Below are 12,077 nucleotides of genomic sequence, written 5' to 3'. Positions count from 1 at the left end.
CAAACGACGCCAGGAACGGCTGGGGGGACTGACCCCGGAGGAATTCCGGGACACGTTCCCCACAGCCCGGTCTGGTACCCTTTAATAAACCACGTCCAACTTTTGGGGCGCAGTTCAGTGGAGGGGGCTGGCAGCCGTAGGCTGACTGGGGGAGCGACAGCGGCCGAAGGCTGCAAAAAAAGGCATCGCGCAACGCGCGATACTGCGTCTTCTTGACGGCACTGAGTCTTGGCGGCACTGGACATGCCGCTGACGCTCCCCCAGTCACGGCCTTACGGCCGCGACAGCCCCCTCCACCGAGGGGGCCGAGGCGTAACCGCCGTCCGGGCAAGTCGTCGGCTACAGATGGTCTCCTCTACCGAGGGGGCCGAGGATGGCTTAGTGGATGCAAGCACAGTCACGTTACTCGGGCGAGCAGTGTGACGCTGGTCTTCAGTCTTCGGGCTTGGGGTCGAAGCTGATGGTCAGGGTGCGGTGCATGCCGTGAGCGAGAGCCTCCAGGGAGCGGAACGATGGGTTGATGTGCGCCTGTTCGATGCGCTGGATGGTGATGCGCGAGACGCCGGATGCGGCCGCAAGCTGCTCCTGCGTCATGCCGCATTCCCGCCGCGCCTTCAGCAGCGCCGCCCCCACCTGCGGGTAGATGCGCTCCTTCGTCGCACCTTTCGCCGCGTCCTTCTCCGCGCCTGCGTGATCGCCCATGCCGTTCATATCGTTTCTCCTTCGTGCCCGTATCGCGAGACATTCCCTTCATTATGCCGCGTCCTCTGTAGCGCAACACGTCCGCAAACCACCGGAAATCTCATTATTCGAGACAATCAGGCAGGGGAAAACCGACGTACGGCGGCAATCCGGTACATCGGCAGGACGCACGGCACCCGCGCATGATAGCAGCGTATAAGTTCTGACGATAGCCGCATACGCCGAAACCACCGCGAAAGCCACCACACCCCGGCTAATCTGAAACCATCAACCGCACGAACCCGAGCATTCCAGCCGGCGGTCGCAAGCGGAAGACATCGCGGCGGGAACTCTCCCGCACATTCAAGGAAAGACCGAGCAAGGGGAAACCATAATGACTTTCAAAGCTATTTCGAAACTCAAGAAAGCCGCAGCCGCAGTGCTGGCCGTCGCCGCCCTCGTGGGCGTCTCCGCCTGCGGCAACTCCGCCAGCGCCGCCAACACCATCAAGGTCGGCGTCGTCGGCGACAGCAACGAAGTGTGGGAGCAGTCCGTCATCCCGACCCTCAAGAAAGAGGGCATCAACATCGAACTCGTCAAGTTCTCCGACTACATCCAGCCGAACGAGGCGCTCGCCAAGGGCGACATCGACCTCAATGCCTACCAGGGCTACATCCTGATGGACGACTTCAACAAGACGCACGACAACGCGCTCGCCGCGGTCGGCGAGACCGTGCTCAACCCGATCAGCCTCTACTCCGACAAGGCCAAGAAGGTCTCCGACATCCCCAAGGGCTCCGAGGTCACCATCGCCAACGACGATGTGAACGCGGCGCGCGGCCTGCTGCTGCTCCAGTCCGCCGGGCTCATCAAGCTCGACTACAAGGAGGGCACCAACCCGACCCCCGACGATATCGTCTCCAACCCGAAGAACCTGAAGATCACCGAGCTCGAAGCCTCGCAGACCGCACGGTCCCTGCCCGACGTGGGCGCCAGCGTCATCAACGTGTTCATGGCCCTCGACGCCGGACTCAACCCCAAGTCCGACGCCATCTACATCGAACCGGTCAACGAGCAGTCCAAGCCCTACTACAACATCATCGTCTCCCGCGCCAAGGATAAGGACAACGCCAACTACAAGAAGGTCGTGGAAGCCTACCGCAGCGACGACGTGAAGAAGCTCATCAACAAGCTGTACAAGGGAGCCGTCATCCCGCTGTGGTGACGCGCCCCGCACACAGCCGGCCTTGCATCACAGCGGGTAGGTACCCGCTGTGACATGGAGGACGAACTCGCACACGGCCGGACCTGACGGCCCGGCAGGCGGACGGGACGGGGCGCACGCCCCTCCCGTCCGCCATCGTGCGCCCGCCTGGATCCCATGACCGCGACCGCCGCTCGAACATCCACCACGAATCCAAATCCAAACCCGCCAACCACCCAAACCAAGACCAACCAAACTAAGAAGTCGAGTCATGAGTGAACCACTGACCACACAACAGGCCATCGACCTGTACACCACGATGCGCCGCATCCGCCGCTTCGAGGAGACCGTCAAAGCGCACATCGGCAAGGAGATCGTCGGCCCCGCCCACCTGTACATCGGCGAGGAGGCCGTCGCCACCGGCGTATGCAGCAACCTCACGCACAAGGACTACGTGACCAGCACCCACCGCGGCCACGGGCACACCCTGGCCAAGGGAGCCCGCGTCGACAGGTCGCTCGCCGAACTCTACGGCCGCACCACCGGATACTGCAAAGGCAAGGGCGGCTCCATGCACCTGGCCGACTTCAGCGTCGGCATGCTCGGAGCCAACGGCGTGGTCGGCGGCGGCTTCAACATCGCCACCGGCGCGGCGCTCGCCGTCAAGCAGCGCCACGGCAGCGAGGTCGCCGTCTGCTTCTTCGGCGACGGCGCGTCCAGCCGCGGCACGTTCCACGAGGCCGTCAACCTGGCGGCCAGCTGGAAGCTGCCGGTCATCTACGTGTGCGAGAACAACGCGTGGGCGTCCACCACGCGCTTCGACGACATCAAGAACGTCGACTACCTGTCCGAACGCGCCGCCGGATACGGCATTCCCGGCGTGACCGTCGACGGCAACGACGTGGAATCCGTGCGCGCGGCCTCCGCGAAGCTCATCGCCCGCGCCCGCCGCGGCGAAGGCCCGAGCATCCTCGAATGCAAGACGTACCGACGTGACGGCCACTTCATCACCGACCCGCAGAAGTACCGCAGCCAGGAGGAGGTCGAGGAGTGGAAGCTCTACAACGACCCCATCGACCGGTTCCGCCGCAAGATCCTGCTCGAAGGCAAGGTCACGCAGGCCGACCTTGACGCCGCCGAGCAGCGTCTCGACGACGAATTCGACGCCGCGCTCGAATTCGCGGCCAACAGCCCGTTCCCCAAGGCCGAGGACGCCTTGGACGATGTTTTCTCCGGAGAGGTGAACCTGTATGAGTGAGCGAATCATCACATTCGGCGAGGCGACTCGCGAAGCCATGCTCGAGGAGATGCGCGCCGACGAGCGCGTGTTCGTCTACGGCGAGGACATCGCCAAGCAGGGCGGCATCTTCGGCCAGTTCGCCGGCATGAAGGACGAGTTCCCCGAACGAGTGCTCGACACGCCGATCTCGGAGACCGCACTCGTCGGCGCCGGCGTCGGCGCGGCCATCGCCGGTGCCAAGCCGGTCATCGACCTGCACTTTGCCGACTTCATCGGCATCGCCATGGACGAGGTGCTCAACCAGATGGCCAAGGCGCACTACATGTTCGGCGGCCAGGCGTCCATGTCGCTCGTGCTGCGCGCGCCGGACGGCCTGATGAAGCACGGCGCCGCCCAGCATTCGCAGTCCCTGGAGACCTGGTTCACCAACATCCCCGGCATCCGCGTGGTCGTGCCCTCCACGCCGGCCAACGGCAAGCAGCTGCTCAAGGCCGCCATCGAGGACCCGAACCCGGTCATCTACTTCGAGAACAAAGGCCTGTTCCCCGTCAAGGGCGACGTGCCCGAGGACCTGCCGCCCATCGACATCAGCAAGGCCGAGGTCGTCCGCCCCGGCGCCGACGTGACGCTCATCAGCTACGGTCTCATGCTCACCAAGGCGCTCGAAGCGGCCGAAGTCGCGCAGCGCGAGCACGGCGTGAGCGTGGAGGTCATCGACCTGCGTTCCATCACGCCGCTCGACATGCCGACGATCTACGATTCGGTGAAGAAGACCGGCCATCTGGTCATCGCGCATGAGGCCATCAAGATCGGCGGCGTCGGCGGCGAGATCGCGGCGCGCGTGGCCGAAAACCATTTCGACTATCTGCGCGGCCCCATCCTGCGCGTCGGCGCGCGCTTCACGCCGCTGCCGTTCAGCCCCGTGATGGAGGACTACGTGCTCGCCGGCGTCAAGGAGATCCTCGGCGCCGTGCTCGCGGCGGCGCCGGCAGACGCTACCACGAAAGACGACGCGGCGAAGGCGGGTGAGGCGGCGTGAGCCTCGACACCCGCACCACGACGGCCGGCGCCGGCGCGCCGCTCATCGACCTTGACCACATCGTCGTCGAATTCGGCCACGGCAGGAACCGCTTCCGTGCGGTCGACGACGTCTCGCTCACCATCCGCAAGGGCTCCATCTACGGCATCATCGGCTTCTCCGGCGCCGGCAAGTCCACGCTCGTGCGCACGATGAACGTCCTGCAGCGGCCGACCAGCGGCACCGTCACGTTCAACGGCGCCGACATCGGGGCCCTCTCCGAATCCCGTCTGCTGCCGTTGCGCCGCAAGATCGCGATGATCTTCCAGCATTTCAACCTCATGCCTTCGCGCACGGTGCTGGACAACGTCACCCTGCCGCTCATTCATGAGAAGATCTCCAAACGGGACGCGCGCGCCAAGGCCATGCATCTGCTCGAGCTCGTCGGCATCGCCGACAAGGCGAAGGCGTATCCGCGTCAGCTCTCCGGCGGCCAGCAGCAGCGCGTCGCCATCGCGAGGGCGTTGATCGGCGACCCGGAGGTGCTGCTGTGCGACGAGGCGACCAGCGCGCTCGACCCGCGCACCACGCGCTCGATCCTCGCACTGCTCAAGGACCTCAACGAACGGCTGGGCCTGACCATCGTGCTCATCACCCATCAGATGCAGGTCGTCAAGGACATCTGCACCGACCTTGCGGTCATGAGCCATGGCCGCGTCGTCGACTCCGGCTCCATCCTCGACGTGTTCGACCACCCCTCCAGCGAACTCACCCGCGAGTTCATCTACACGTCCGGCAACATGAACAAGGGCATCACGCTCATGCAGACGCACCCCCTGTTCGCCCGCGAACGCGAGGCCGGCCACGTGTACCTGCTCTCCTCCGTCGGCTCGGGCGCCGAAGAGACGCTCATGGCCGACGCGCACGACCGGTTCGGCGTGACCGGCAACATCATGTTCGGCAACGTCGACGTGATCCACAACACGCCGGTCGGCATGATCTTGGTGAGTCTCGATGGGCCGGACGCGGCGATCGACAACGCCCTTGCCTACTTCAAGTCGGTGGGCGTGGGCGCCACGCCGCTCGCCGAGCTGCACGTGAACGAATCCGAAGAGAACGAGACGCCCGCGGCCGACGCGGCGACGGCGAGCGAGAGGGGAGACGACAATGAGTGAACTGCTGGAGACCTGGCTGCCGAACGTGTCGCTGATCTGGCCCGAGGTCTGGGACGCCACGTACGAGACGCTGTACATGGTGATCATCGGCGCGGCCATCGGCTACGCGCTCGGCCTGGTGCTCGGCCTGCTGCTCCTGCTCACCCGCCGCGGCGGGCTCACGCAGAACGTGGTCGTCTACAACATCCTCGACAAGATCGTCAACATCGTGCGCTCCATCCCGTTCATCATCCTCATGGCGTTGCTGGTCGGCGTCACGCGCCTGATCGTCGGCACGTCCATCGGCACCGACGCGATGATCGTCCCGATCGTCGGCGCGACCGTGCCGTTCTACGCCAGGCAGGTCGAGAACGCGCTGCTCGAGATCGACCCCGGCCTCGTCGAGGCGGCGAAGGCGTCCGGCCTCGGCACGCTCGACATCATCTGGCGCGTCTACCTGCGCGAAGGCCGCGTGCCGATCATCCGCGTCTCCGCGCTATCGTTCATCAACGTGGTCGCATTCTCCGCCATGGCCGGCGTGGTCGGCGGCGGTGGCCTGGGCAACCTCGCCATCATCCGCGGCTACAACCGCTTCCAAGGGGACGTGACGCTCGTGGCGACGCTCATCATCCTCGTCATCGTGTTCGTCAGCCAGATCATCTGCAACCTGCTCGCCAAGCGGCTGCAACACTGAAAGGAGCCTCAACCACCATGAGCGTCGCTCAAGCCGACATCCGGGACCGCGTCTGGACGCCCCGGTTCACGCCGATCGCGCAGACCATCCCGCCGAACGTGTTCGCCGACATGGACGTGAAGGTCGCCGCCGCGCGGGCCGCCGGCGCCGACGTCATCGACCTCGCCAAAGGCAACCCGGACGCCTACCCGGCAGACTTCATCCGCGACGTCGCCAAATCAGCGGTCGACGACCCGCTCAACGCGCGCTACACGCCGTTCGACGGCAAGCCGGCGTTCCTCGAGGCCGCCGCCCACTGGTACCGCAACGTGCACGGCGTCGACCTCGACTGGACGACCCAGCTGTTCGCCGTCGAAGGCGCGGTCGACGGCCTCGCCGGACTGTTCGCCATCCTCGTCGACCGCGGCGACGCCGTCGCCTTCGCCGACCCGTACTACCCCTCGTACCACTGCATGGCCGTCATGCACGGCGCCGAGGAGATCCTGCTGCCCGCGCGCGCCGAACTCGGCTGGCTGCCTGACCTCGACGCCGTGGACGAATCCGTATGGCGGCGGCTGCGCGTCCTCGTGCTTAACTACCCGAACAACCCCACCGGCGCGCAGGCCCCCGCATCGTTCTTCGAGCATGCGGTGGCGCTCGCCAAACGGTACGGGTTCCTCATCGTGCACGACTTCGCCTACACGGGCCTCGGCGTGCGTGACGACGACCAGCAGGTCAGCCTGCTCGCCGTGCCCGGCGCCATCGATGTGGCCGTGGAGGTCGACTCCCTGTCGAAGATGTATGCGATGGCCGGCTGGCGAGCCGGATTCGTCGCCGGCAACCGGGATGTCGTCGCCCGGCTCAAGCAGTACCACTACCAGATGGGCTCCATGGTCACCGGCATGATCCAGGACGCCGGCGTCGTCGCGCTCGACAGCGACCAGTCATGCGTGGCCGAGCTGGCGCACCGCTATGCGCGTCGCCGCGAGATCGTCGCCGGCGGATTGCGTGCGCTCGGCTTCGACGTGTTCGACTCGGCCGGCGGCATCTACGTGTGGTTCAAGGCGCCGGACGGCTGGAGCGGCCAGCGGTTCGCCGACACGCTGCTCGACGTGGCCGAAGTGGCCGGACTGCCCGGCACCTGCTTCGGCCACGTGGGTGCCGACTGGGTGCGGCTCAGCCTGCTCAAGGACGAAGCGCAGCTGCGCGAAGCCGTGCAGCGCATCGACGCCGCCCGCGACCGTCTGGGGCTGCGCTAGACGACAGGCCGTCCTCAGTGGAGGAAACCTCGACGGCATGAGCATCGCGCTCGGCCCGTCACTCGGCCCCTCGGTGGAGGGGGCTGTCGGTCGTAGGCTGACTGGGGGAGCGTCACCCGCGACGGCATCCCCCCAGTCGGCTTCGCCGCCAGCGTGGGGCGGATTCGCTGTGCTCCCGCTGGCGGGAACTGTCGAGCGCATCGAGACTGAGGGTGGCCGTCCGCTTCGGAGCCTTCCGCTGGTTCTTCGCGCTGACTGTGTCCCATAAGCGCAAAAACGCCCGCAATGTCGTTATGGGACGTCCCGTAACGACATAATCGCCGTTTTTGCCGTTGCGGGAGCATGCGCGTCCCTCTGCGCCGCTAATCCTGATATCGGCGATATGTCAGGAATCGCCATTTTCCAACGATTCTGCGATATCGGCAGCCAGTCGATCCCGACAGCCGCGTGTCCCGTAACGACGAAATCGCCTCCTATGTCGTTGTGGGACGTCCCATAAGTGCAAAAACGCCTGCAATGTCGTTATGGGACGTCCCATAACGACAAGATCGGCGTTTTTGCACTTATGGGACACAGGAAGCCTCCCGCCGCGGGCACCCAGGCGCTCCCGGCGTCGTCATGGCGTTCGCCCGTTTGCCACAAGTCGACGAAACCGGCGTTTTCGCAAGGTTGTGGCAATGCGCGTGGACCAGTCAGCGTCGTTCGTGTCGGCTGATGCTGATGCGGTCGCGGGTGACGCTCCCCCAGTCTTCACTTCGTTCAGACAGCCCCCTCCACCGAGGGGGCCAGGGTTGCGGGTCGGTCGGCCAAGCGAAAGTCAGTGTCCTGCAATCAAGGATGGCCTACGGCCGGTTCAATGCTGGATCGCTGTCGCTCGTTCCTCGCCTATAAACGCCCATGGTGTTTGCTATAAGGCTCGGCCTTTCACGGCGGAGGAGGCCGGGGCGGCGAGCCGACCGGCTGCCGCTGCCGGTATAACCGGCAGGGGAGTGGCACGATCCGGAGGCTCAGCCTGCGCTATTCCCGTACCGCCCGTACGTACAGGTGATACGGCCTGTCGGCTTCCACGAACGTCAACGGGACGAAACGCAATCCCGAACGACGGTGGATGAACGTGAGCGGATCCCCGCCCTGTTCGAACTCATCGTCCGATAAACACCCCGAGCCGTCCGCCTGCCCGAAATCCGCCGTCAGCATCTCCTGACGGTCGTCAAGCGCGGCGAGCACGTACGGTCCCCACGCCACCGCCGCGACATCCGGGCGGTCGGGCGTGGGAATCAGGCGGAAGCGCGTCGTGAACGTCAACTCGAACAGCGCATTACTCCACGTCCGCTCATCCTCGTCGTCAGGCAGCGTGATCGTCACCTGCCTGACGCCTGACCTGCGCAACGTCACGGGATCACTAGGCGTCGGCAACAGTGCGCCGGGCTCCCTCGTGGCCGCGCCGACATGGATGCGCGCGCCGGCGTCATCCATGAGGTCGAAGGCGTCGCGCCGGCTGCGCACGCGGAGAGTCACCGAACCATCCGCGCTCCAATCGGGCACATGGAAGCTGATCGCACGCCGGTTCAGACGCGTGAAGGACATGGTCGCACGGCCCGGATTCGTGTAATCCCTCTGCATGAACAGCGATGCCGTTTGATCGTGGAAGAGCAAAGGCAGATAACGGTTCACCATGAACGTGCGCGCATCCGAGGCGAACGCGCACGATGCTGCGAGGAAGTGCGACTCCAGCCCCGTGCCGTGGCAGCAGCTGTTCTCCTCAAGATCGAACCTCTTGCGCCCGCCCGGCCGCGTGGGCATGAAATACGTGCTGCCGCCGTCTTCGCGCCGGCTGGCGCTCGCCGCAATATGGTTGAGGAACGCCCAATCCAGATAGTCGACGTACCGGCGGTCGGGGTCGAACTCATAGAGCCGCGAAACCAGCTTGACCATGTTGTATGTCGCACAGCTCTCCGCAGTGTCGTCGTCCAGCAGCGAGCCGATGGCGTCCGGATCATGGAACATTTCGCCTTCACCGGTGCCGCCCATCGCATACAGATGGTGGTCGAGCACCGTATCGGCGAAGAACCTCGCCGCGTCGAGATACCGCCGATCGCCGCACACGCGGAACATCTCCACCCAGCCGATGACCTGCGGGATATGCTGGTTCGCATGCATGCCCCCGAGCGCATCCTCGTGCTGAAGCATCGGCGTGAGCAGGCGGTCATTGTCGAACATGCGGGCCGCCTCAAGGAACCTCGGATCGCCGTCGATCCGGTACAGGATGGCCAGCGACTCGTTCATACCACCGAACTCGCCGGCGATGTACAGGCTCCACATGCGCTGCAACCGCTCACGCGGCAGCTTCCGCAGCCGCTCATACGTCCACAGGCCGATGCCCCTGGCCAGGTCCAGCGCCGTGTCGTTGCCGGCATACCGGTACGCGTCGAGCAGGCCGGCGAGGATCTTGTGCAGCGTGTAATACGGCGCCCAGATGGTCGGATATGTCACGAGACGTTCCAACAGATCGAACTGGGTTTCGTCGTACGCCGACAGGAACCCCGGATGGATGCCGGGCCGCGCTGCGAGCGCGCGCTGCACTTCGGCGAGCGAGCCGACCAGATAGTCGAGCGGGTGCCGCATCGTGCCGTCGCCGGTCGCCGCGTATGCCAGCGCGTATGCGGACATCAAGTGGCCCAGCGTGTGACCGCGCAGCTGAGAGTCCGGTGCATCCCAGCCGGTCATCGGCTCGGCGCCATGGTCATCGAGCCCGGCCGTACGCCTGAATTCGCGCAGAGGCCGGTCGAGATCGAGGTCGCGCAGATAGAAGAACCGGTCCTGCTGGTTCCTGGACAGCGGCCACTCGCCGGCGAGCCTGGCATGGCTGAAGGGGATGGGGGAGATGCGCTGGTATGCCACGGTGCGTGCAGGTGCGGTTTCGGTTTGGCTGCCGGACGTCCCCACATGGATTGTCGCGGTGACGGGAACCGTGCCGCGACGTGCGTTCGGCGCCGCGTTGTCCGGTGAGGCGACGTTGTCCGGTGAGGCGATGTCGTCCGGTGAGGCAATGTCGTCCGGCGAGCCGGCATGTTGGACGACGCCATGATGGACGATTGTGTCGCCGGCCGTGACGCTCGCCGTATGCGCGGTGCCGTCATCCCACGTGACCGGTACGGCGACGGTCCGCCCGTCGTCCGTATGCGCGGCCACGAACGCCGGCAGATCGTAGCGTGCTCCGGCGTCGGCCGTCAGCGACAGCGGAGCCGCGTCGATGACGGTGAATCCGGCACGTTGTTCCAGCACGCGCACTTCGAACGTGCGCGTCTCGCTCGCCGCGCCGTGACGGACCGTTGCGGTGAGCGTCACCATCCGGTCGCCGCGGCCGAACTGCGGCCGGTGCACGGTGCCGTCCGGCTCCAGCCAATGGTCGTCGCCGCTCGACCAGCTGACCGTCGATCCGTTCGCGCCGACGGACGGCAACGTCAGGTCGAACTCGACGGTGCCGGTGTTGCCGATATGCAGCAGTTCCGCGTCCAGCCTCGCCAGCCGGGAGTCCTCTGATATATGTGATGTGGAACGATTGCCTGCCATGGTCCCCTCCTTGCCGAGGATGCGTCGGAGCATCCTCCTGACGTCCACCTTACAGCCAATACTGGGAATCATGTCTCTTACTATCGGAATCGTGGGCCTGCCGAACGTGGGCAAGTCCACCATGTTCAATGCGCTGACGCGCAACAATGTTCTCGCCGAGAACTACCCGTTCGCCACCATCGAGCCGAACACCGGCATCGTGCCCCTGCCGGACGATCGCCTGCCCGTGCTCGCCAAGCTCGTGCACACCGAGAAGATCGTGCCCGCCACGGTGACGTTCGTGGACATCGCAGGCATCGTCAAGGGCGCTTCGGAGGGTGAGGGCCTGGGCAACAAGTTCCTCGCCAACATCCGCGAGGCCGACGCGATCTGCGAGGTCGTGCGCGCCTTCAAGGACGACGACATCGTGCACGTCAACGGCAAGGTGGACCCGGCCGACGACATCGACACCATCAACACCGAGCTGATCCTCGCCGACCTGCAGACCATCGAGAACGCGCTGCCCAAGCTCGAGAAGGACCTGCGCGGCAAGAAGATCGAGCCGGCGTACCTGGATGCGGTCAAGAAGGCCAAGACGATCCTCGAGAACGGCGAGACGCTCGACAAGGCCGCGCGCGAGGGCCGCTTCGACAAGGACTCCGTGTACGACCTGCACCTCATGACCGCCAAGCCGTTCATCTACGTGTTCAACGTGGACGACGACGAGCTGGCCAACGACGACCTCAAGCAGCAGCTGTCCGCGTCGGTCGCGCCCGCGCCCGCCGTGTTCCTCAACGCCCAGTTCGAGGCCGACCTGACGGACCTCGACGAGGCGGACGCCCGCGAGATGCTCGAGGACGCCGGCCTCAAGGAGTCCGGCCTGGACCAGCTGGCGCGCGTGGGCTTCGACATCCTCGGCCTGCAGACGTTCCTCACCGCCGGTGAGAAGGAGGTTCGCGCCTGGCAGATCCACAAGGGCTGGACCGCCCCGCAGGCCGCCGGCGTGATCCACACCGACTTCGAAAAGGGCTTCATCAAGGCCGACATCGTCTCCTACGACGACTTCGTTGCCGCGAACGGCTCCATGGTGCAGATCAAGGAGGAGGGCAAGCTCCGCCAGGAGGGCCGCGACTATGTGATGCAGGACGGCGACATCGTCGAGTTCAAGTTCAACGTGAGCAAGAAGTGATTGCCGCGTAGTGACAGGGGGTCTTGGAATTTCGGTAATTCCAAGACCCCCTGTCATATGTGGAATCAATGGTCGCATGTGTGTGCCGTGTCGGGAATGACGTATTC

9 protein-coding genes are annotated in these 12,077 nt (G+C 65.3%); 7 read left to right on the top strand and 2 right to left on the bottom strand.

Annotation, left to right across the window (positions count from 1 at the left end; translation table 11 throughout):
• Positions 1–432: 432 nt before the first annotated feature.
• Positions 433–702, bottom strand: coding sequence for a helix-turn-helix domain-containing protein (locus F7D09_RS06330; RefSeq protein ID WP_193312362.1), 270 nt, complete (start codon positions 700–702; stop codon positions 433–435).
• Positions 703–1,075: 373 nt separating this feature from the next.
• On the opposite strand from F7D09_RS06330, the gene F7D09_RS06325 reads away from it, so the two are divergent.
• From F7D09_RS06325 to F7D09_RS06300, 6 genes are all read left to right on the top strand, one after another.
• On the top strand, positions 1,076–1,906 hold the full coding sequence (locus F7D09_RS06325; protein ID WP_152234562.1) for a MetQ/NlpA family ABC transporter substrate-binding protein: 831 nt from the start codon (positions 1,076–1,078) through the stop codon (positions 1,904–1,906).
• Positions 1,907–2,156: 250 nt separating this feature from the next.
• Complete coding sequence (locus F7D09_RS06320) at positions 2,157–3,143, top strand: thiamine pyrophosphate-dependent dehydrogenase E1 component subunit alpha (RefSeq protein ID WP_152234561.1); 987 nt, start codon at positions 2,157–2,159, stop codon at positions 3,141–3,143.
• Entirely contained in the window at positions 3,136–4,164 is a 1,029-nt protein-coding gene (locus tag F7D09_RS06315) for an alpha-ketoacid dehydrogenase subunit beta (protein ID WP_152234560.1), read from the top strand. Before F7D09_RS06320 ends, F7D09_RS06315 begins: the two co-directional genes overlap by 8 nt.
• Positions 4,161–5,318 (top strand): methionine ABC transporter ATP-binding protein, encoded by a 1,158-nt coding sequence (locus tag F7D09_RS06310; protein ID WP_152234559.1) that lies wholly within the window; start codon positions 4,161–4,163, stop codon positions 5,316–5,318. The genes F7D09_RS06315 and F7D09_RS06310 overlap by 4 nt, the downstream gene beginning before the upstream one ends.
• Entirely contained in the window at positions 5,311–5,991 is a 681-nt protein-coding gene (locus F7D09_RS06305) for a methionine ABC transporter permease (protein WP_152234558.1), read from the top strand. Before F7D09_RS06310 ends, F7D09_RS06305 begins: the two co-directional genes overlap by 8 nt.
• 17 nt (positions 5,992–6,008) lie before the next feature.
• Complete coding sequence (locus F7D09_RS06300; protein ID WP_152234557.1) at positions 6,009–7,229, top strand: pyridoxal phosphate-dependent aminotransferase; 1,221 nt, start codon at positions 6,009–6,011, stop codon at positions 7,227–7,229.
• 1,017 nt (positions 7,230–8,246) lie between these two features.
• On the opposite strand, the gene F7D09_RS06295 is transcribed toward F7D09_RS06300, so the two are convergent.
• Complete coding sequence (locus F7D09_RS06295) at positions 8,247–10,802, bottom strand: beta-L-arabinofuranosidase domain-containing protein (protein ID WP_193312361.1); 2,556 nt, start codon at positions 10,800–10,802, stop codon at positions 8,247–8,249.
• A gap of 70 nt (positions 10,803–10,872) precedes the next feature.
• On the opposite strand from F7D09_RS06295, the gene ychF reads away from it, so the two are divergent.
• Positions 10,873–11,970, top strand: a complete 1,098-nt coding sequence (gene ychF / locus F7D09_RS06290) for a redox-regulated ATPase YchF (protein ID WP_152234555.1) — start codon at positions 10,873–10,875, stop codon at positions 11,968–11,970.
• Positions 11,971–12,077 lie beyond the last annotated feature (107 nt).

The sequence above is a fragment of the Bifidobacterium leontopitheci genome, assembly GCF_009193355.1.
Taxonomy (GTDB): domain Bacteria; phylum Actinomycetota; class Actinomycetes; order Actinomycetales; family Bifidobacteriaceae; genus Bifidobacterium; species Bifidobacterium leontopitheci.
Note: the sequence above shows the minus strand (reverse complement) of the source record. Positions and strands in the feature narration are given on the sequence as shown.